The sequence below is a fragment of the Dickeya sp. ws52 genome (genome assembly GCF_007210685.1).
Lineage (GTDB): Bacteria > Pseudomonadota > Gammaproteobacteria > Enterobacterales > Enterobacteriaceae > Dickeya > Dickeya chrysanthemi.
The window spans coordinates 25,569-48,635 of record NZ_SZVX01000001.1 but is presented as its reverse complement, the minus strand read 5'-3'; the positions used below and the strand labels follow the sequence as shown (position 1 = coordinate 48,635).

The window sequence follows — 23,067 nt, the reverse complement described above, 5'->3', positions numbered from 1 at the left end:
CAAGGGCCTGACTGCGGGTAACGTATCCCCACCGGCCGCTGAGGGCTAGGATGATCGCGGTGACGCACCATACAGAAAAAGCTGAACGCCGTTTCTTACCATTTCGTTGATTCTGTCTGTCGAACAATCAGGCAATTCACGTTGTAACAGCATCGCATCCGCCTCTGCTTTAACCAACGACGTAAACTGCATGGCTCTCAGTACAGGGTCAGCCTGCGTTAATTCGCCTTTTTGCATCGCTTCCGCCATGAAAGATGCGAGTCGAGCCATACTTTCTTTTGGTCCGGAGCCTTGAAACAAGTTACCGATATCAGAATGGCCGGCCTCCCCGACTACGATACGATAAATTTGTAATGCCGAATTCCCACCCGCCAATACATGCATCATCTTTTCACCGAAACGCGTCAGTTTACTCTCCAGTGAGCATGATTCATTTTCTGGTGAATCAAGTTCTGCCGCCGCATCTGTCAGGAATCGGGTGCTGTAGGTGCGAACTACCGTTTCGAATAATTCTTCTTTTGAGGCAAAGTAGTTGTAAAGTGTTGCTTTAGACCCACCGGCGCGTTTGGCGACTTCACTCATCGACGCGCGTTCGTACCCTGCTTCCTGAAAAAGTTGGGCTGCGGCATCAATGATGGCCTGTCGTTTCTCCTCAGTCAGTGTTCGCATTGTTCCTCCTCGGGTCGCGATCCGGATTGGGCAGGTAACCGGACAGTGCAGTTTAATTATTGTGTAGTATGCCACACCTAACCCTTGGGAACTGCTCCGTATCGGCTGTTTTTCTCGTTTCTGGCCGGTACAATTCCGGCTTTCTTCGCTTTTCCGTTATGACAACGGGAAAGCTTGCACCAGGGCGTGTCCCCTTCGACCTGTTTAAACGTTGTTTTCTCGATATTGCAATGAAAACGCAGTTGTTTCAGACGGGTAGTGTTTATAGTACACATGTATGTTGTAACTAAATGGTTTTAGAAAACCAGCGTAACATGGTTAACCTAAAAGGGAAAATAAGGGCGGAGACCCGCCCTTCAAACGATGAAATTTAAACAACAAAATCAGCTGTCTGAGATACCTGGCCGACAATCTTCACCAAAAACTCAGGAGAAGTATTGTTATCCAGATTCAGATAAAGATTGCTGGTGTTGGCAGAAGCATCCCAGTTGAGCATGATCTCACCGCCACTACCGCTGAATTGGTTAACAAAATGCAGATTATTGCCGGTATTCAGTGCAGAGAGATCGATTTTATCGGTCCCAGTCTGAAAATCGAGAATCCAATCGGGTGCTGCAACCTTGGAGTCGGACGCCGCCGTGTACACAAAGGTATCTCGGCCACTGCCGCCGTACAGTCGATCAGCTCCGCTTCCACCGAACAGGACGTCATCTCCTGCCCCGCCACGCAGGGTATTGTCGGCATTATTACCAATCAGCAAATCATTACCGGAGCCGCCAATCGCATTTTCAATCGTCACGCCCTCGGCAATCGATACATTCCCTTTCAGGCCGCCGACATCCGAGAGAGAGCCTTCGTTAAGGTTGATGCGCTGGTTATTGCTGTAACCCGAGAAATCAAAGGTATCGTTGCCACCCGCATCCCACGCCGAGAAAATCAGCGCTTTGCTACTGCTGGTCGCGGTGTAGAAATCACGATCGGTATTGGAGTTGAAACCATAAACCGTATCACCAGTACGGGTCGTCATATTGGCGCCATACAGGCGCTGGATAGCGGCGATATCATCCAGCATCGGGCCGGCGGCGTAATGACCTTTGAAATCCCCGCCGGTATTTTTTTCGCTCCAGTAGCTCATGATACTAAACTGGCGGGTGTCTTCGGCGTAGGTCACATCACTGTAACTGGGGTTACCCTCGCCGGCGTTATAGTCTCCCGGATGGTTCAAGCCCAACGCGTGGCCAATTTCATGAGTCAACGTCTGACGGCCGTATTCCATGGTATCCGGGCTACGAATGTTATCCACATTGTAGTTGTACCAGGTCGTTCCCGACGCGCTACCACTCCCCGGCAGATAAGCATACGCTTGCGAGCCATAATCCAGGCGGCCGCTGGAATCACGGGTATAGTTACCGAAGGTGACATTGGCCGACTGATTACCGGTGACTTCCGTAAAGGTGACGTTTGCGACATCCGCCCAGGATTGTAATGCCAGTTTAGCCTGAGAAATTTGCGCCGCATTAAACTTGACGAAGCCGGTATCGCCGTCCGGAGTGGAACGTGCAGACTGAAGGAATTTGAAAGTCAGATTAGCTGACTTGCCAAATACATTGGCTCCATTCCAGCTGACGTTATCACGGGTAATTTGATCTCCCGCCTCCTCAATTGAATAGGATGGTTTACCGTTAATCGTCGATCCATTACCACGCTCATGATAATGCAACAGGTCATAAATCGAGTTATAACTGCTGCTGGGCGCAGATAATGAATGTAAGGCGTCATCATCACGTGAAGACAGATTTTTTTCCATAAAACCCTCATTGACGTTAATAACCAGAGAACCCCATCACCATTAAATCGACAGGTAAATGATGCCCTGCCAACTTAATGACATATTTCCTGTAGAAATCCAGTGATATTGGGTGAATACAATCAGCGCCATTAATAGCGCTGACTATTTATATAAGTCACTGTAATGTTTTTGTAAAGAAAAGTGCGTTATTTTTTTCATTTTATTCAATAAATGATTTTTTGTTTTTAGTATGTTGCTAATTGATGAAAGTGAAATAAGTTATTCGAATGGAGCAAAAAAAAGGAAAACGATTGCGCAGAAAAAAGATAATTAGACTTACTCGGGATTTATTCAAAAAAAATAATGATATTTACGAATAATATTATTCGTAAATCAGGGCAGATTGCCTGCCCTGTGAAATAGGGTCAAAATACCATTACACGATAATATCGGACTGTGTTGCCTGGCCGACAACACGCACCAGGAAATCTACCGAGCTGTGGCCTGCTTCATGGAGCCACAAATTAGTGACGCTGTTCGCCGCATCCCATTGCAGCATCACTTCCTGCCCTTTACCGGTAAACTGATCTTGTACAAAGCTCAACTGGCCTCCATTACGGAACGCCGACAAGTCGATTTTATCCGCACCGCTCTGGAAATCATTAATCCAGTCGTATGCCGATACAGTGGAATCCTGACCGCTACCGTAAACGAACGTATCGCGGCCCGCACCACCGCTCAGCGTATCCGCGCCTGCAGCGCCGTAAAGAATATCGTTGCCCGCGCCGCCCTGCAGTACGTTGTCGGCAGCGTTACCCACCAGAAGGTCATTGCCGGAACCGCCGATCGCATTCTCGATGGTCACACCGTGTGCGATGGAAACATTGCCTTTCAGGCCGCCGACATCCGAGAACGAACCTTCGTTCAGGTTGATGCGCTGATTATTGCTGTAACCTGAGAAATCAAAGGTGTCGTTACCGCCCGCATCCCATACCGAGAAAATCAGCGCTTTGCTACTGTCGTTCGCGGTGTAGAAATCACGGTCGGTATTGGAATGGAAACCGTAGACTGAATCGCCGGTACGGGTCGTCATATTGGCGCCGTACAACCGCTGGATAGCGGCGATATCATCAATCATCGGTGCGCCGCCATAGTGGCCTTTGTAGTCTGCACCGGTTTCATTCTCACCCCAGTAACTCATGATACTGAACTGATAGCTATCTTCCGCATACACGGCATCATTATAGCTTGGGTCACCTTCACCCGCGTTGTATTCACCTGGATGCGCCAGCCCCAATGCATGGCCAATTTCATGGGTTAAAGTCTGGCGACCGTACTCTTCGGTCCCGGGGCTACGGATGTTGGACTGATTATAGTTATACCAGGAACTCCCCGCGCCCTGATAATTCCCCGGATAATAAGCATAGGCCTGTGTACCATAATCCAGGTTACCGCTCGCATCACGGGTATAGTTACCAAAGGTAAGGTTGGCTGACTTATTACCCGTGACTTCGGTAAACGTCAGGTTTGCCACATCAGCCCAGGATTGCAGCGCCAATTTCGTCTGTGCTATCTGTTCTGCATTAAATTTTACGAAGCCTTTATCGCCAGCTGGTGTTGACGTCGCTGACTGCAAAAACTTAAATGTCAGATTGGCTGATTTGCCAAATACATTGGTTCCGTTCCAACTGACATTTTCGCGGGTAATTTGCGCGGCCGCCTGATCGGCAGAATAGGATGTTTTGCCATTAACCGTCAGGCCATTACCACGGTCATGATAATGCAGAAAATCATAAACGGAATTATACGCGCTGGCCGTATTGGCGGATGCGGATAATGCTTGTTGTGCGTCATCTTGACGTAAAGACAGATTTTTTCCCATAAAATCCTCTTGAAACAGTATAAAAAATAGTCGTCATTGGTTATTCAGGGCGAGCGGCACCCTGCCGGAATGACATATAAAATAAGATTTCCTTTGAAATCTTATTAAACAGAGTGGCCAGGCCACCCTGTTTAATATTTTCAGCGATTAACTATGCAATAATATCGGACTGTGTTGCCTGGCCGACAATACGCACCAGGAAATCCACCGAGCTGTGGCCCGCTTCATGGAGCCACAGGTTGGTGACACTGCTCGCCGCATCCCACTGCAACATCACTTCCTGCCCTTTGCCGGTAAATTGATCCTGTACAAAGCTCAACTGGCCTCCATTACGGAACGCCGACAGGTCGATTTTATCCACGCCGCTCTGGAAATCATTAATCCAGTCGTACGCCGATGTGGTGGAATCCTGACCGCTGCCATACACAAAAATGTCGCGTCCGGCTCCGCCGACCAACGTATCAGCACCGGTGCTGCCGTATAACACATCATCGCCCGCGCCGCCCTGCAGCACGTTGTTAGCACCGTTCCCTACCAGAAGGTCGTTGCCGGAACCGCCGATCGCATTCTCGATGGTCACGCCGTGTGCGATGGAAACGTTACCTTTCAGGCCGCCGACATCCGAGAGAGAGCCTTCGTTCAGGTTGATGCGCTGGTTATTGCTGTAACCCGAGAAGTCAAAGGTATCGTTACCGCCCGCATCCCATACCGAGAAAATCAGCGCTTTGCTGCTGTTATTCGCGGTGTAGAAATCACGGTCGGTATTGGAGTGGAAACCGTAGACTGAATCACCGGTACGGGTCGTCATATTGGCGCCGTACAACTTCTGGATAGCCGCGATGTCGTCCATTAACGGACCAGCCGAGTAATGGCCTTTGAAGTCGCCGCCGGTGTTTTCGACATCCCAATAACTCATGATGCTAAACTGACGGGAATCTTCTGCATAAACGGCGCTGTTTTTGTAGCTGATATCGCCTTCGCCGGCATTGTACTCAGCCGGATGACTCAGCCCCAGCGCATGGCCGATTTCATGGGTAAAGGTCTGGCGACCATATTCTTCGGTATCCGGGTTGCGGATATTCGATTGGTTGTAGTTGAACCAGGCACTACCAGACAACGGATGTTGCCCCGGGTAAGCGGCATAAGCCTGAGTCGTGTTTTCAATGCTGCCATCCGCGTTGCGGGTGTAGTTAGCGAAGGTCAGATTGGCTTTTTGGTTAGGGCTGACTTCAGTAAACGTCAGGTTCGCCACATCAGACCAAGACTGCAAAGACAGTTTTACCTGTTGCATCTGGACCGGAGTAAACTTGACCGGTCCGGTATGGCCATTAGGCGTTGAACTAAAGGTATTTAGAAACGAATAGGTCAAATTCGCCGCTTTGCCGTATACATTGTCGCCATTCCAGGTGGTATGCGGCCGGGTTAACCCTTCTTCCACCGCTTTGTCGGTAGAATAAGACGGCTTACCATTAACCGTGACACCGTCACCGCGCTGATGGTAATACCAAAAGTCATACACATCTGCATAGCCGGTATAACTACCGGCCTTGGCGGCAGCAGAGGTATTTAACGATACATTCTCGTTTTGTTGCATATTACTTCTTCCATAAAGTCTGACTTATTATCGTCAGAATGCCTTAATTCGCCATTAAATCTTCGTCAATTAACAGCTAACGAGATTTAATGACACACCAATCTTTCACAGCGTGCCGTGAAAGAAATATCGTGGAAACTGCATGAGTTAATGCAAAAAATTTATTATCAATTCACTTTATTGCCGGATGCCGTTTTAGCCCTGTTTTTATTAGCGGCCTCGGCAGGTTGAAACCAGGCGGCCAATTGCATCATATCCTGATCACTCAACGTGCCGGCGGTATAACGTAGATTTAACCACGCCTGAAGCCAGCGATATTTCACTTCGGTCAGTTCGCGTCGGGCGTTGTACCACTCCTGCTCCGCCATCAACACATCCAGATTGATACGCTCACCACCGGCAACGCTCTGCCGGGTAGCGCGAATGGCTTCCGCAGCCGCGGTAACGCTCATCTGCCAGGCGCGGATCTTGGCTGCGCCGTTGATACACAGGTTGAACTGACGGCGAAGTTCCGCAAAGGTTTGCCGGGTTTGATTATCCAGCTCCGCCTGATTTTGGGCATACTCTGCCGTCGCCTGACGCATCGATGCGGAAACCGCACCGCCGGAATACAACGGCACGCGAACCTGCACCCCGACCGTCTGGGTGTCGTATTTCTGGTTATAGTTGTACTCGGACTCCGACAAACTACTACGGGTAGACGCCACCAGATCCATAGAGGGCAGATGACCGGCTCGATTACGCTCAATTTCATAGCGGCTGTAATCAACATTCTCTCGTTGCACGGCCAGCTTAGCGTTATGCCGCACCGCCAGTTCGCGCCACTGCGTTAAAGGGCGGTTCTCCGTCACATTATCCGGCAACTCCTCCAACACCAGCGGGGACAGATCCTGAATCTGTAGCGGCGAGCCGATCATATTTTCCAGCGCGGTCATCGCAGCATCTAACGTGTCTTCCTGCTCGATACGTTGCGCTTCGATCACGGTATAGCGGGCTTCCGTTTCACGCAGGTCGGTCTGTGTTCCTTCACCCGCCGCCAGCAGGCGACGATTCAACGCCAGCTGTTCCTGATAGGCGCGTCGCTGCGCATCCAGCAGCATCAGTTTCTCCTGCGCCAACAGCGCATCACTCCAGGCCTGATACAATCGGACCATCAAATCCTGGCTGCGCTCGCGAAACCGCTGATCGGCCATCAATTTCCGGGTAACGCCCTGCTGGTAACGCGCCCAGGCGGCATAATCCAGTAGCGGCTGACGCAGCGTAAGGGTCGAGACATAGTTGTTGTAATCACGCTGGGTGGTGTTATCCGTCGTCCGGTCGCGCTGCGTCACCTTAGAGTGGCTGTAATTGGCGCCATAGCTATATTGCAACGATGGCAACAACCCGGCTCGACCGATCGCCACTTCTTCCTGCCCGGCATCGCGCTCAAAGCCCGCCGCACGGAGTTGCGCATCATTACGCAGCGCCAGCTCCCATGCATCCAGTAGCCCCATCGCCTGAGCGCCGACGCCCGGCAGGGATAACGCCACCGCTAATAATCTCGCCAGTAATACCGCTTTCCTTCGCATTGATTTTTTCCGCTACTCTTCCGTCAACGCCAGATGCATACGATCCATCAACGGCTTAAACAGATAATTGATAAACGAACGTTCTCCGGTGCGCACAAACCCCTGCACCGGCATACCGGGTTTTATTTCTAAGCCATGCAACGAACGTTTGCCTTCTTCACTCACCTGAATACGCAGGCTGTAATATGGCGAGCCGTCTTTTTCATCCACCAACCGATCGGCCGAGAGCAAAGTCACCGTGCCGGGTACTCGCGGCGTAGTGCTCTGGCTGAATGCCGTGAACTGCAATTCAACCGGCAGGCCGGATCTGACTTTATCGACCATTTCAACCGGGATACGGCCATCCACCAGCAAAGGTTGATCTTCTGGCACGATCTCCATCATCACCTGCCCGGCGCCGATCACACCGCCTTCCGTGAACACTTTCAGATCAACCACGGTGCCGGCGACCGGCGCACGCACCTGCACATTGGCCAGATTAAAATCCGCCTTTTCGCGCTGGCTGATCACTTCATTCAATTTGGCCTGCACGTCAGACAATTCGCTGCCGACTTCTTTGTCATACTCCTGCTGGCGCTGGGCAATACGCAGCTTCTGTTGCTGAATATCTCGCCGGGTTCGCCCGACTTCACCGCTGGTCTGCGCCAGTTCGCCGCTAACCTGTGCGAACAGCCGTTCCGTCTCCAGCATTTTGTTACGCGGCACATAATTATCCGCCGCCAACGGGCGCAACCCCTGTAACTGCTGGCTTAACACCGCCTGCTCCGATTGTTTGCTGGTCATTACTTTCTGTAAGGCAACCAGCGACATTTCCAAACCTTCGATACTGGCGCGCACACCGTCCGTCTCCAGCTTCAGCGCCTGCTGACGACTGCGCAACAGATCCTCCTGCAACGCGACGATGGCGGCCACTTCCGGCCGCTGCCGTGCTTCTACCAGCCGCGGCGTCGCCACCAGCGACGTTTGATTGCGCTGTTCCGCCAGCAAACGGGCTTCGCGAGCAATCAGTTGATCATATTGGGAACCCAGACCTTCGCTGGTAGTGCGGGCGTCGACGGCATTCAGCGTCAACAGCACCTGACCTGCGCTAACGCGATCCCCCTCTTTCACCTGGATTCGCTCGACAATACCGCCCTGCATATGTTGGATGACTTTACGGTTGCCGGAGACCACGACGTTACCTTGTACCGCCACCCCTTTATCCAGCGGCGCCAGCAGCGCCCACAGCAGGAAGCCGCCAAAACCGGCAAACACCAGCCACCAGCCGAGCCGCAACGCCCGTTCTTCATCGCGGCTGGCGCGGTCGCGCATTGCCGCTTCATTCAATTCGTCCTGTGTCGTTACATCGATACCTGTCATCGGTTAATCCCTGTCATTGCGGCATCGCAGCCGGAGTAGTCATCCGGGCCTGATTCGCGGCGCTACGCTGTTGCAATTCCGTCAGCACATCTCGCGCCAGCCCCATACGCTGCTGCTGGCCCTCGTGGAGGATCAAAATCTTTTGCGCCAGCGTGGTCAGCGCCGGACGATGGGTGATCAACACCACCGTGGCACCGCGTTTCTGCAATGCAACAATCGCCTGCATCAGAGCCTGATCGCCTTCGCTATCCAGGCTGGAATTGGGTTCATCGAGAACCAACAGGCAAGGATCGTCGTACATAGCGCGCGCCAAACCGATACGCTGTCGCTGGCCACCGGACAGACCGCTCCCCCCATCGCCCAACTCCGTGTCATAGCCATTCGGTAAAGAGAGGATCAGCTCGTGTACGCCGGCCAGTTTTGCCGCCGCCACTACTTTTTGCGGGTCAGCCTCGCCAAAACGGGCAATGTTTTCCGCCAGCGTGCCTTTAAACAACTGCACATCCTGCGGCAAATACCCTATGGACGGGCCAAAAGCACTTTTATCCAGCTGATTCAGGTCGGCGCCGTCCAGACGCACCTTGCCTTGCGTCGGCGCCTGTGCGCCAACCAATAACCGTGCCAGAGTAGATTTACCCGAGCCGGACGACCCAAGAATCACCAGCGTTTCGCCGGCCTGCAGTGAGAAATGGATATTCTGCAACCGGGCATGGCCTTGCGCCGAACGCAGCGACACCTGCTCGACGCCAAGATGTCCTTCCGGCGCGGGCAGCGCCATGGTCGTCGGTCGTGGCGGATAGGCGGCGATCAGTTTGGTCAGCCGCTGCCAGGCGATGCGTGCACTGCTCCACTGTTTCCAGACTGCAATCAATTGATCAATAGGGCTCAGCACCCGGCCAACCAAAATGGACCCGGCGATCATCATCCCCGGCGTAATTTTGCCGTCGATAGCCAGCAACGCCCCTAACCCCAGCATCAATGATTGCAATGCGATACGGCTGTATTTGGAGGCGCCGCCTACCGCTGCAGCACGTTCGCTGGCGAGGTTCTGTAGGGAAATAAAGCGATAATGACGCGTCAGCCAGCGCCGACGCAGGTTGCCGAGCATCCCCATGGCTTCAATCACATCGGCATTGCGCAGTTGCGCATCGGCCAGATGGGTTGCCTGCTGCGAATGCTGATTCGCCTCCGCCAACGGCTGATTGGTCAAACGCTGGTTCAGCCAGGTCAGCGCAACCAACACGACGGTTCCCCCCAACGCCAGCAATCCCAGCCAAGGGTGGAGTAAAAACAGTACCAGCAGAAATAATGGAAACCACGGCACATCAAAGAAGGCAAACAATGCGTTGCCGGTAATAAACTGACGCAGCAGGGTAAGATCGGTCAACGCCAAACCGGCGCGGCCGTCGCCGGCTTCCAGATTGCGGGCAAACGCCGCATTGAAAACATCCTGATTGAGCGCCAGATCGATACGCGTGCCTAACCGTACCACCAGCAGGCTACGAACCCACTCCAGCGCACCCATAAAGGCACATAGCCCTACCATCAGCAGCGTCAGCATCAGCAGGGTAATGCCGTTGCCGGAAGCCAGTACCCGGTCATACACCTGTAGCATATAAACCGAAGGCGCCAACATCAGCAGGTTAATCACGGCGCTGAATATTCCGACGCTCCAGAAGCTACGACGGAATCGGCGCAACACGCCGAACAACGAACGATCTTGCTCAAAGGAAGCATTCACGGCAGAGCTCTCTCCCTCAGGCTTTCTTTTTCAGAATGCGAACACTGCCGTTAGCCAGCTTGTGTTCGTAGTGATCGCGATTACGGCTGAAAAACGCCACTGCCGAGCCATCCGCCTGCGTTAGCGTCAGCCCATCAGGCGTAGGCCGCCAGCCGGCCGGCACCTCAGGAAGCAATGTATTCAGGCACGCACTGTCGCCGCTCAGCGTCCAGGTGGTACTATCCAGTACATCCGTCTTCAGGCGGATATCGCAGCGTTGTTCCGCACCGCTCAATACCCACTCACCGCTCAGTTCCGCTGCGGACGGTAATCTCAGACTGCTCGCCATACATCCTCCACTCAGTACACCCAGTAATGTCGCAATAATAAGCTGTTTCATGATATTCCCATCATTTGGCCATCAGCGAACGCGTTTAATAATTGAAAGCATGTTGTTGAATACGCCACCATACCTGCCATGCTTAAATTCCCTTTAAATAGCGAGGGTATAGCCGTCACACGTCATTGGGCATATTGGACTTATTGTCAAACAACGAAATCAGACGGCTGAATATTTACCGAAAAACCAGCCGTGTTATGTCCGCTTAAATACAACCACATATTGAATCGTTTTTCCCGGCGGAAACAAAAATATCGTTGCCTGCGCCGCCGGTTAAAATATCAGCGTCGCCATCACTATAAAGCACATCATTATCGACGCCGCCGTCGATACGATTATCAGACGGCTTGACTACAATCACATCGTTGCCTGAATCGCCGATGGTATTTTCAATCACTGAACTTGCTGCAATAGAAATATTGCCGTGGATTATTTGAACGCGGGCCTGCGCCAACGCATCGGACGGCTTATCGCCGATAACGCCATTCCCTCGCGTATGGGGATTCCATAATTCATAAACATCCGCCACGCCGGTATAACCACCGGATGATGACGAAGAAAGATCAATTTTCTTACCGAATAAAGCCATAATGTTTCCTCCATGAAATCATTTTGTATCTGATGATGTTATCCCTTATGAGATAGCATCTGTTTATACCCGTCATACTTCAAGTTGCAGGTGCGTTGGCTGCGTTCGTTCACCCGAGTCACTTACCTGAGTAAGCTCATCGGGATTCTCTCTCTTGCCGCCTTCCTGCAACTCGAATTATTTTGGGTATATAACAGTACTGTTTATAAAATCGTGTTTTTATAAAATTACTGCTAAACACTAACCATTCGCTTTCCTCTATTGAAAGTGAATGTTCCTTGTTATGCGTTGTTATGCGTTAAATCAGATAACCCGGTAGCGATGGTGCAAACCGGGCAACACAGACAGGTTAGTAAAACAGAAATAAAATGACAAGATTCCGTCAAGAAAATCGATGTTTAGTGACATACAGTTCAGACTGCAGAAAAAAAACCAGACAGAACACCGTAGAAGTAAAAATTAACGGAATAAAAAACGGCGCATCTGTAACCAGACGCGCCGCCATGCTCATGACATGAAAACAAATTACAGCGACGCCAGCGCAGCGCGAATGACGTCGGCATACGGCGTAGTCGGGCGACCCAGCAATGCCGACAACGCATTCTTGTCATCAAACAACCCGCCTTTTTCCGCACCGGCGTCGGAATCCGCCAGCATATCGGCCAGGCCGCCCGGCAGACCGGCGCCTTTCAGCGCGTTGGCGAAATCGGCTTCCGACAGGTTGACATACTGCACCGGCTTGCCGCTTTGCTGCGCAACTTCGGCGGTGAATTCCGCCAGCGTATAGCTATGATCACCGGCCAATTCATACACCTTTCCTGCCTGACCATGCAGTTGCAGCACGATGGCCGCCGCTTGTGCATAGTCGCTACGCGCCGCCGAAGCAATACGCCCCTCGCCGGCGGCACCGATGAACGCGCCGTGCGCCAAAGCCGGCGCAATACTGGCGGCATAGTTTTCGGTATACCAGCCGTTACGCAAAATGACGTGAGGGATGCCGGAAGCCGCCAACGCCGCTTCCGTCGCCAGATGTTCGGCCGCCAGCCCCAGCGGCGACGTATCCACATGCAGCAGGCTGGTGTAGGCAATGAGGCCGACTCCCGCCTTTTTGGCCGCGTCGATCACCGCCCGGTGCTGAGCTTCACGTTTGCCGACTTCACTTGATGAAATCAGCAACAGTTTTTCTATCCCTTTCAGCGCATTAACCAGTGTTTCGGTTCTGTTGTAATCGCCATAGCGAACATGAACCCCTTGCATCGCCAGCGTACTGGCTTTAGCCGGATCACGAACCACTGCAACGATCTGCTCTGTCGGTATTGACTTTGTCAGTGCATCAATGACTAAACGGCCCAGTTGGCCCGTTGCTCCTGTAATCGCAAACATCGTGTACTCCTATAATCAACACATTCCACGTCAATCAACACATTCCACGCCGCTCCGCCCCGAATATTCCAATGTCGATATCGGGTTGAGGCACACATCCGCAGCATAGAGCCCAAGCTCACTTTTAGTAAGTACTAACAAAAATGTTAGTGTGAAATAAAATGCAGGAATCATCACAGAATACATGCCGCCGGCTTCCCGCCGGCGTGTTGCCGGGTAACCTGTGAGACACGTACTCTGTCGGTTTTTTAGTTTCAGTCACATCGCACTTATGCGATATTGCTTTTTCAGCGGACTGATGACGCAAATATTTGTCATATTTGTCACTTCTTTACGTATTTGATTCGTGACCATCAGAATTATAATCGCAGATAGTGAACACGATTTTCTGCCTTGACGGTTTATCACAAAGGGTCTCTTTGGCGTGGCAAAATTATTTTTACGCAGTGGAAATTTAGACGATTTTCTTGCGTTGGGAGAAAACGGTCAGCCCGTTTATACCTCGGCGCTACAATTACGGGAAACACTGCGTCTTCGCAAACAACAGCCTATTGCTGACTGTCTGGCCATTCCCCAACCTAACGAGGATGGCGATCACATCGACTGGTATTCCCCTTTTTCCGGTAAAATCACCTCCTGGATGGCAGCCAGCGACGAGCAACGCGAGCAGGCGTTGACGATACTGGAGCAGTATCTCAACACCGTCGACGCTATCAGCGAACGGGCGCGGCAATCCGACAAACCGGCGCAAAAACTCTTCGGGGTATTGTTATCGAAAGCCTTTCAGTTTCCGGGTTCCAACCACGTTTACCTGGTGGACGATAAACCGGTTATCACCTTCTGGGGGTTCGTCAGCCTGGGGAAAAAATCCCGCACTGACGTGCTGGAATGCCTGCGCCCGGTTGAACCGGTCGAGATTCCAGAACCCGTACCGGAACCGCTGCCGGAAGTGACCGCGCAGGTTACCGATCCAGAACCGGAACAACCGCTGCTGCCGGCTGAGCCGGAACCCGTTGTGGTTGAGGTTGCCGAACCGGTTTCTCCGCCGCAAGCCGCGCCATCGCCACGCCGGGTTTGGACCAGCGTTTGGCTGTGGGCACCGGGCGCGGCGCTGCTGGCGACGTTGGCATTCCAGATCCGCGGTTGCGTTTCTCACCCTGACAATAGCGCGCCGGCGGCGGTAACCGCCATGAAGCCGGAAAAACGCGTGCTGAGCGCCACGCCGCCGACGGACCCCGTCCCTCAGCCGAACCTGCCGTTAAACGTCGCGACGCTGTTACCGCAGCCGGTCAACGCCGAATCGCAGAAAAAAGCCGAAGAAAAAGCGCCGGAAGCCCCTGCTGCCGTCGAGATAGCCGCCGCACCGAAGGGCGCGCTGGTGATGCCTGCCGACGCGGTGAAAATCGGCTCCATCCGTTTCCTCGACGGCAACTGGCAAGCGACTGTCTCGGTGAAAAATCCCCTGACCGGCAAGCCGCCGGTTCTCCGTTACCAGATCAAAGACGGCAAAGGCCGGGTGCATTTTACCTATGGCGAAAAAGTCACCTGCCAGGCTGAGGTAGAGGCCGGGCTGCATCAGTCCGGTAATCTGGTGATCAACAGCCGCTATCGTGCGCGCTGCAGCGATGGTTCCCGCTATCCGATGCCGGAAATCGTCTGTACCCGACAGGAAGCAAGCGAAGCCGCTGAATGTAAAGGCCGCTATGATGCCGATACTTTGCTACCGGTGACGATTAAGCGTGAGAGCAAATAACCATGCTGGCAACCCTGACTGACTATAAACAACACATTACGCTAATTCAGAATAGCGGCATTCAGTTTCTTGATTTTGCACTGAAGCTCACGCCGGCGCGCTCAGGCTTCGCCAATCGTTTCGTGCGCAAAAGCGCCAACGGGCCGCTACTGCGACTGACGTATAACGACCACAGCGGAAAATACACATTGCCGAGTGCGGTGCAGGTGCTGCCGGAAGCGGTTAACCCGGAGTCCAGCTACACGCTGGAGCAGTCGCTACGCCTGCTCAGCAACGTGTGGCTACCGCTACCGTTCTTCCGCTTTAACCCACCGCGCACCTTCATGGGCGGCCCGAACAACTGGGCGCGGGTACAGGTGCTGGAACTAGGCGAGCCCGACGATGACGGCAACACCCACCGCCTTTGTCTGGCGTTCGATACCCGCGTGTATCCGGAAAGTCATGATCTGGAAGCGCTGGCCCCCAGCGAAAACGACATCAACGCCGGGCGGCTGTTCACGCTGGCCTACCACAGCGAAGAACTGGACGATTTTCTCGACCAGACCTGGGTGGACGGCTGGCTGCGCGAAGCCTTTTCTCAGCAAGCGCTTGCGGTAGAAAACCGCAAACCTCGCGACATCCGCCAGAATCTGCGTGAGTTCGAATATCAGGCGCATTATCTGAATCTGCTGGATATTATGGCGACGCTGCTGAATGTGCCGGAAATCCGTATCACCAGCAGTACCTTGAAAGAACCCGCCATTAATGTCGATCTGATTCTTGATGTCGGTAACTCCCATACCGCCGGAATTCTGGTAGAGGATCACGCCGACGAAAGCAATGGCCTGCGGCAAACCTACGAGTTGCAGATCCGCGATTTAAGTCAGCCTCATTATTTGTACAACGAGCTGTTCGACAGCCGGGTGGAATTCGCGCAGGCGCGTTTTGGCAAGCAGAATTTCTCCTTTGAAAGCGGGCGTGACGATGCCTTTATCTGGCCGTCGATGACCCGTGTCGGACGCGAGGCCAGCCGTCTGGCGTTGCAGCGTCAGGGAACGGAGGGCTCCAGCGGTATTTCCAGCCCGCGTCGTTATTTGTGGGACGAAGAACCCTATGTGCCGGGTTGGCGTTTCAGCCAAACCACCAGCCCGCGGCAACAGGAGCCACTGGCAAGCGCCTTGCCGTTGACCATGCTGGTGAATGATGAAGGACAACCGCTGTTCAGCCTGCCGCTGGACGAGCGTCTGCCGGTATTTGACCCGCACTACAGCCGTAGTTCCGTGATGACGTTCATGCTCTCCGAGCTGCTGGCGCAGGCGCTGATGCAGATGAACAGCGCCGCCCAGCGTCTGAAAATGATCCATGCCAACGCGCCGCGTCAATTGCGTAATATCATTCTGACCCTGCCGTCGGCCATGCCCAAACCGGAACGCGAGATTTTCCGGCGCCGGATGATCGAAGCGATCGGCCTGGTATGGAAAGCGATGGGCTGGCACCCGGCCGATGAGGACTTCCTGACGGAAGAAGGCCAGCGCAACAGCAGCGTGCCGGTGCCGGACGTTCAGATGGAGTGGGATGAAGCCACTTGCGGGCAAATGGTGTACCTCTACAACGAAGCGCAGGTGAATTTCGGCGGCAGAGCGGAGGCGTTCTTCGCCAGCATGGCTCGCCCGGATAAGGAACTGGCGGATGACGAACAGCCAGGAAAAACCTTGCGTATCGCCTCGATTGATATCGGCGGCGGCACCACCGATCTGGCGATTACCCAATACTGGCTGGATGACGGCGTCGGCAGCAACGTCAAAATCATCCCCCGGCTGCTGTTTCGTGAAGGGTTTAAAGTCGCTGGCGACGACATTTTACTGGATGTGATCCAGTTGTATGTGCTGCCGGCCTTACAGGCTGCGCTGAAAAAAGCCGGCGTTGTCAGCCCGGATGGCCTGATGACCCGGTTGTTCGGCAGTGAAGGCCGAATGGACGGTCAACTGACATTGCGCCAGCAGGTTACGCTGCAGATGTTCATTCCTATCGGTCAGGCGATTCTGGAAGCCTATGAACGGTTCGATCCGCTCGATCTGAATGCGGAAATCGACACCACGTTCGGTGAAATGCTGCCGCAAACGCCGACGCGCAAGGTACTGGAGTACATCAATAACGAGATCCAGCGGGAACTGCCGGATGAAGAAACGCCGTTCGACATCCTGCACGTGCCGTTGATCCTGCGTCTTGGCAAACTACACGGTGAATTTCTGGCGAATCGCATGAGTATTACCCAACATCTGCGATTGATGTCGGAAGTCGTTTCGTTGTATGCCTGCGACGTGTTGTTGCTCACCGGTCGGCCGTCTCGCTTCCCCGGCATTCAGGCGTTGTTCCGCCATCTGCAACCCTTGCCGATCAACCGCATGATGTCGCTGGATGGGTATCACACCAGCGACTGGTATCCGTTCAACAAACGCGGCCGGATTGAAAACCCGAAATCCACGGCCGCGGTGGGGGCGATGCTGTGCCTGTTGGCGCTGGATCTACGCCTGCCGGGTTTCTACTTCAAAGCCGGAGATTTCGAACCCTACTCCACCGTGCGTTATCTTGGCATGTTGGACAGTACCCACACGCTCACCACCGATAATGTCTACTATAACGACATCGATCTGGATGATGCCGATTTCTCGCTGGACGAACAGGCGGGTTTTGAAGTGCGTGGTTCGCTGTGCCTCGGTTTCCGCCAGTTAGACAACGAACGCTGGCCCGCCTCGCCGCTCTACTCGTTATCGATAGTCGACCCGGAACTGGCCCGCAAAGTGGCCGGCGACAGCGTACTGCATGTGCGCCTGAAAGTGGTGCCGGGCGACGACAATCTCACGCCGGAGCGTTTTGAAATAGCTCACGCGGTGTTGGGATCAGGGCACACTATTTCACCGCATCAATTGAGGTTAAAACTGAATACCTTGTCCAGCACGGTTTCCGGCATGGCACATTACTGGATCGATAGCGGGAGCGTCTTCAAGAAATGAAAGCATTAACGCCCAAACAGTTGTCGAGCCGTCTCAGCCGTCAGTTGCAATCTGTTTCACAAGGTGTGGATCAGGCGATCGCCTGGGTAGAAGAAACCCGGCGTAACGTTCCCCGTTTAGACATGGAAGCCGACAGGCTGATCATTAAGTTACGGCGTTGCCGCAATAAAGCGCGCGGGTTGTCTGAATCATCGCTCAAAGAGATTGCCATGGGCATGTTCGGACTGGCTCAGGGAGGAAAAACCTATTTGCTGACCTCGTTGGCCGGGGGAGAAAACGGGCGAATCGAAACCTCCATCGGCGGCGTAACGCTGGATTACCAGAAAAACATCAATCCGGATAACCAGCAACCGGCCTTCGTCACTCGCTTTACCCGGCAAGTCGAAGGCAAAAGCACCCCGAATCCGGTACAGCTCCAGTTGCTGAACGAGGCCGATATCGCCCGCATTATCGCTTACGCCGTGATTCTTGATACGGATCAGGGTAACGCGCCGGAACTCGATGAGCAGCATATTGCCGACCACCTGAAAACCCTGTCGCTACACCGCCAGCAAGAACCCGTCGCCGGGCTGACCAGCGATGATGTGGTGGCGCTGTGGGATTATTTGATGCGCCATGATGCGCGGCGGCAAAAACCGCTGGAGCGCAAGTTTTGGCCGTTGGCGGTCGAGCTGGCGCCCTACCTCGGCATCGACGATCGCGCCGCCCTGTTCTCGGTGTTATGGGGTGAGCAGGCGGAATATACATCGCTCTACCGCCACTTTTCCCACACACTGGAGCAATTGTCCGGTGCCCGCAAGGTGCTGGCGCCGATCAGCCTGCTGGTGGATGAATCGCTGCAACCCGACAGCGGTATTTTCAATGCCGGACAATTCGACAGGCTCAATAGCCCTTCCGATCTCAGCGTGCAAGTACGCCCTATCGTCAACGGCCGGGCCGCCAGAGGCGTGGAGCTGTCGCTGGCCGAGCTGATTATGCTGGCAGCGGAAGTGCAAATTCCGCTGTTATCTCCGCCGAAGGAAACACTCTTCGGGCAGGTCGATCTGCTTGATTTTCCGGGGTTCAGTCTACAAGACGACGCCGAACCCGAGCCGGATGACGATAACCCGGACCGGTTGTTGCGGCACAAACCTCACCCGTTATCCCGCGCATTACTGCGCGCCAAACGCGCCTATCTGCTGGAGCGTTATAACGACGATCAGGAAATGAATCTGCTGATGGTCTGTACCGCCGCAGCCTGCAAAGCCGACGTGCGCCATGTCGGCCGGGCATTGGATTTCTGGGTGCGGCACACCCAGGGTGAAAACCCGCAGATCCGCAGTCGCCGCAAACCCGGCCTGATCTGGGCGGTCACGCGCCATGACCGCCGTTTTACCCACGGTCATAACAACGACGAAGCCGTGCAGCGTTATGTCGGCAATCCCGGCGACGCCTGGGGCACCATGCTGGCGATGGACAAGCGCGGTATCAACCGGATGGCCGCCTGGCTGGATGCTGAAGTGCGCCGCGAAGTGAAACTGGGCCGTATCAACGAGCAGTTAAGCGAATTACAGCGCGAACTGTCCGATAATTTGCTCGGCAGTTGGTATCAACCTGCCGGTGCCGACGACCCGGCGCGCAAGCAACATATTGCCGAATCGATGCTGAAAGCACTGCAAACCCGTACCGGGGTGCATGGCGAACTGCTGGAGCGGTTGTTGCCTTCTCGCGAGGAGTTGCGCCGCCTGTATTTGCAGCAACAGGAGCAGCAACCGCCGCGCAACTTTGCGTCCTATCAGGAAACTCTGGATACGGCGGTGCCGCTGGTCAGTTACGAGCCGTTCGGCGTAGGCCTAGATATCGATCTGTTCAGCGATGAGGAGCCGGTAGAGAGTGAAGATAAAGAAGCAAAAAAAACACCGGTCATTCCCGCGCACGCCGACGAAGAAACAGCAGACAGCCACAGCTATGAGGCGGAGTTCGCCCGTAATTTGTACCGTTATTGGGTAAACCACCTGCGCAATCTGCCGGAAAACATCGCCATCATCGAACTGTTGGGCATCAACCGCCCCACCATCGAAATGTTGGTGGAGGAACTGATCACCGCCAGCGTTCGCTTGAAGATAGACGATGAACTGCAAACCATGCTGGTGGATTCCGGGCAGCTAGGGATCAACCGGGAGAGCAAAGCGGACAGGCAGGTATCGCGCGCGCTTAATGTCCTCGGCGATTTCGTCGCCTGGCTGGGGTTCCAGCAGGTGCCGGAAGCACAACGCCCGGACAGCCGCGTGAACAAAGGCAACAAGATCTTTGCCAAACCGGAAAAGCAGGTGGCCAACTTTGGTTCGTCCCGTCGCTTGACCAAGCTCTCGGCAACGCCGGTCAATAATACGGCGTATTATATCTATGACTGGCTAATCGGCCTTAATGAGATGATTATCCAGAACGCCGGTTACGCCGCCGGTCGTGATATCAAACCTAAACAACGTGAACGTCTGGGAACCATCCTTAACGTGATCAAACCGGCCGAAGGTTAACGATACAGGCGGGGCGTAACGCTCCGCCTTCCGCGTTTTTCGGTATAAAAGTTTACACAATCAAATGATTATGTTGACTTCTTTGTTATTCCCTTCATCAAAATCATGTTAGAAATCAGGCTGGTCTTGCAAAAATGCAGCGCTCACGTCATAGTTTTAGACGGGGTGTGTACTGTTGTACCCGTTATTATTCTTTTCATGTTTTTTCATTAATTCAATTCGCCCGGTTTAAAGCAACGTTTGGTAGTTAAAAAAGGAACACAGGCCACCCCGGTCTTTTTCCACCACCTTGATGCCGCTTTGTTTTTCCGTCAAAGAAAACAGGCAGGCACCTCTTCCAGGGATATCAGCAGCCGTTGTATCGATGGGTATGTTTCGAACGCACCGACTATTCGCATTCGAACACCAACTGCTGATGATATCGCTTTACCGGCCAGCACCGCCGTAAAACGATGAATAGCGACCCTAACCCGCTCCACGACGCCTGATACCCGGATCAGACGCGCGGTTTTCTCTTGGCGGTTCACGACATGGCACAGGTAACGCATCATGAGTAACAGTAGTGAATCCGATGGCGCATTCGACGACTTTCTGACGCTTTCCGCCCTGCTCACCGGTTTCAGTCGATTTGAATTGACCGGAACCGGGCTGGCCCATGAATACTTCGCCTGGCTGCAACACGCCGCAGCCATACCGTTTAAACAGTTGCGGCATGATTTTTTAGCCCAACCGAATGATGAAACCGTACGGCTCGACTGGTTACAAACCACAGTGCTGACATCGCCGTCGCTTGGCCCGGTCGCCCGTAACCTGATGCGTTTGTGGTACACCGGGCAGTGGTTTCCCATCAGCCAGACCCCCGACGACAACGCCGACTTTCTCAGTCATGCCGCCTGGCGCGAAGCCTTGATTTGGCAGGCAATCCACGCGCATCCTCAGGCGATTCGTCAGCAGGAATTCGGTGCCTGGTCAGAGCCGCCGATGGCCGAATGGGGAACGCGCGGATGAATTTCGTCACCCCTCATCAGGCAGAGCAAACCGATTACGATGTGGTGATTGTCGGCGGCGGTATCGCCGGTTCATTGATGGCCAAAACACTGAGCCGCGGCGGAAAACGTTGTCTGATACTGGAGGCCGGCGACGGCGACAATCTGCACTACGCCGGCTACCGGCATACGCTACAGCATTATCTCCAGCGACCGGATAAACGCCATCAGGTGTCCGGGCCGCATAACGTCAACGCACCGACGCCTCATGATACGGCATGGCATTCGCTACAGTCTGACGGCTATGACGACGGCGGTTATCTGGTTCAACGCGGCCCGTTACCATTCAGCTCTACGTATTGCCGACAACTTGGCGGCACATCGCTGCATTGGCTCGGCAGCGCCATGCGTATGCTGCCGGAAGATTTTGAATTGCAAAGCCGCTATGGCATCGGCCTGGACTGGCCGTTGCGCTATGCGGATCTCGAACCCTGGTATCGGGCAGCCGAGTATGAGCTGGGCGTATCCGCCAACGTAGAAGAACAGGCCTATCTGGGCATTCGTTTTCCGCCGGGTTACGTCTATCCCATGCAAGGGCTGCCGCCCGCCTGGGGCGCTCGCCAGTTGGCCCGTCGCCTCAGCGGGGCATGTCTGGTTGAAGATGGCGAGTCTATTGCGCTGTCCCTGCACGGTACGCCGTCCGCCCGTAACGGCGTACCGCATCCCGATTATGACCATGGCCGTGGTTATCATCCTCATGGCGCGGCTGGCGGTTCGCCGCTTGGGCGGCAATGTACCGGCAACAGCCATTGCACGCCGTTCTGCCCGACGCAAGCCCGTTACCATGCGCTGAAAACGCTGGAAGACGCCGCGCCTGAACGGCTGGATGTCCTCACCTGCAGCGTGGCGCATAAACTGCTGATCGACCCTGCGACAGACGCCATCACCGGTATTCAGTTTCGTCATTATGTTCATCAGGAGACAGCGTTACATCGCCTGCATACCGTTAGCGCCCGGCGCTATGTTCTGGCCGGCAATGCGATCGCGAATGCGGTTCTGCTGCTGGCGTCCGACGCCTGCAAAGGCAATGACCTGGTAGGCCGCCATCTGATGGATCATCCGGTCTTGCCGGTGTGGGGGCGAACCGATACGCCATGGTGGCCGATGCGCGGCCCGCTCACGACATCGGGCATTGAAGTCATGCGGGGCGGCCCGGCCCGTGCGCAACGGGCGGCCTATCGCATCGAGCTGAGTAACGATGGCTGGCGGTGGCCGGTCAACCGGCTTTATCAGGATGTCGAACAGTTACTGGCGGAGCCGCTGTGCGGTCCTCACCTGCGTAGACAGATGCGCGAGCGGCTATCGCGGCAATGTAGCGCGCGCTGTATGGTAGAACAGTTACCGGAATACAATAATCGGGTGACGATTCATCCGGATTACCGGGATGCGCTGGGTAATTACCGCCCGGTGATTCACTACGATTTGTCGTTATATACCCGTGCTGGCGTCGCCCGCGCCGGCGCCGCCATGCGACACATTTTCCGGCACGCCGGTATTCGTGATCACAGCCACTACTCACGAGATGACCCCGGCTATTTTACCTATCAGGGGCAACCACTGGCGTTTACCGGAGCCGGGCACATCGCCGGCACCCATTGCATGGGGAATTCCCCCCATCATTCGGTCGTTGATCGCCAGCAACGTAGCTGGATTCATAAGAATCTCTATTTAGTCGGCGCCGGAAATATGGTGAGCATGGGCACAGCGCCGCCCACGCTGACGCTGGCGGCGTTGACGTTATGGGCAGCGCACACAATTCTTTCCGAACTGGACAGAATGTGTGCCAGTACACGTTAAATGAGAAAA

General features: G+C 54.2%; 15 protein-coding genes. 5 read left to right on the top strand and 10 right to left on the bottom strand.

Features of this window, described 5'->3' with window-relative positions; genetic code table 11:
* Positions 1 to 45 precede the first annotated feature (45 nt).
* From FDP13_RS00180 to FDP13_RS00135, 10 genes are all read right to left on the bottom strand, one after another.
* Positions 46 to 669, bottom strand: coding sequence for a TetR/AcrR family transcriptional regulator (locus FDP13_RS00180; RefSeq protein ID WP_012769823.1), 624 nt, complete (start codon positions 667 to 669; stop codon positions 46 to 48).
* Between the two features lie 370 nt (positions 670 to 1,039).
* Positions 1,040 to 2,476 (bottom strand): serralysin family metalloprotease, encoded by a 1,437-nt coding sequence (locus FDP13_RS00175; protein WP_143838116.1) that lies wholly within the window; start codon positions 2,474 to 2,476, stop codon positions 1,040 to 1,042.
* Positions 2,477 to 2,894: 418 nt separating this feature from the next.
* Positions 2,895 to 4,340 (bottom strand): serralysin family metalloprotease, encoded by a 1,446-nt coding sequence (locus FDP13_RS00170; protein ID WP_033575672.1) that lies wholly within the window; start codon positions 4,338 to 4,340, stop codon positions 2,895 to 2,897.
* 151 nt (positions 4,341 to 4,491) lie between these two features.
* A complete protein-coding gene (locus FDP13_RS00165) occupies positions 4,492 to 5,934 on the bottom strand; it encodes a serralysin family metalloprotease (protein ID WP_143838114.1) in 1,443 nt (480 codons plus the stop codon).
* Between the two features lie 167 nt (positions 5,935 to 6,101).
* Positions 6,102 to 7,502, bottom strand: coding sequence for a TolC family outer membrane protein (locus FDP13_RS00160; protein ID WP_027712070.1), 1,401 nt, complete (start codon positions 7,500 to 7,502; stop codon positions 6,102 to 6,104).
* A gap of 12 nt (positions 7,503 to 7,514) precedes the next feature.
* Entirely contained in the window at positions 7,515 to 8,861 is a 1,347-nt protein-coding gene (locus tag FDP13_RS00155) for an HlyD family type I secretion periplasmic adaptor subunit (protein WP_027712069.1), read from the bottom strand.
* Positions 8,862 to 8,874: 13 nt separating this feature from the next.
* Positions 8,875 to 10,602 (bottom strand): type I secretion system permease/ATPase, encoded by a 1,728-nt coding sequence (locus FDP13_RS00150; RefSeq protein WP_027712068.1) that lies wholly within the window; start codon positions 10,600 to 10,602, stop codon positions 8,875 to 8,877.
* A 16-nt stretch (positions 10,603 to 10,618) separates the two neighbouring features.
* A complete protein-coding gene (locus FDP13_RS00145) occupies positions 10,619 to 10,981 on the bottom strand; it encodes a protease inhibitor Inh/omp19 family protein (RefSeq protein WP_081642155.1) in 363 nt (120 codons plus the stop codon).
* A gap of 205 nt (positions 10,982 to 11,186) precedes the next feature.
* Positions 11,187 to 11,570 carry a M10 family metallopeptidase C-terminal domain-containing protein gene (locus FDP13_RS00140; RefSeq protein WP_143838113.1) on the bottom strand — a complete coding sequence of 128 codons (384 nt, stop codon included), beginning with the start codon at positions 11,568 to 11,570 and terminating at the stop codon, positions 11,187 to 11,189.
* Between the two features lie 525 nt (positions 11,571 to 12,095).
* Entirely contained in the window at positions 12,096 to 12,953 is an 858-nt protein-coding gene (locus FDP13_RS00135; RefSeq protein WP_143838111.1) for an SDR family oxidoreductase, read from the bottom strand.
* A gap of 424 nt (positions 12,954 to 13,377) precedes the next feature.
* On the opposite strand from FDP13_RS00135, the gene FDP13_RS00130 reads away from it, so the two are divergent.
* The 5 genes from FDP13_RS00130 (at position 13,378) to FDP13_RS00110 (ending at position 23,058) form a co-directional block, all read left to right on the top strand.
* On the top strand, positions 13,378 to 14,706 hold the full coding sequence (locus FDP13_RS00130) for an SrfA family protein (protein WP_143838110.1): 1,329 nt from the start codon (positions 13,378 to 13,380) through the stop codon (positions 14,704 to 14,706).
* Positions 14,707 to 14,708: 2 nt separating this feature from the next.
* On the top strand, positions 14,709 to 17,699 hold the full coding sequence (locus tag FDP13_RS00125) for a virulence factor SrfB (protein ID WP_033577428.1): 2,991 nt from the start codon (positions 14,709 to 14,711) through the stop codon (positions 17,697 to 17,699).
* Complete coding sequence (locus FDP13_RS00120) at positions 17,696 to 20,215, top strand: putative virulence factor (protein WP_143838108.1); 2,520 nt, start codon at positions 17,696 to 17,698, stop codon at positions 20,213 to 20,215. Before FDP13_RS00125 ends, FDP13_RS00120 begins: the two co-directional genes overlap by 4 nt.
* A gap of 549 nt (positions 20,216 to 20,764) precedes the next feature.
* Positions 20,765 to 21,223: a hypothetical protein gene (locus FDP13_RS00115; protein ID WP_143838107.1), complete on the top strand. Its 459-nt coding sequence runs from the start codon at positions 20,765 to 20,767 to the stop codon at positions 21,221 to 21,223.
* Complete coding sequence (locus FDP13_RS00110) at positions 21,220 to 23,058, top strand: GMC family oxidoreductase (protein WP_143838105.1); 1,839 nt, start codon at positions 21,220 to 21,222, stop codon at positions 23,056 to 23,058. Before FDP13_RS00115 ends, FDP13_RS00110 begins: the two co-directional genes overlap by 4 nt.
* Positions 23,059 to 23,067 lie beyond the last annotated feature (9 nt).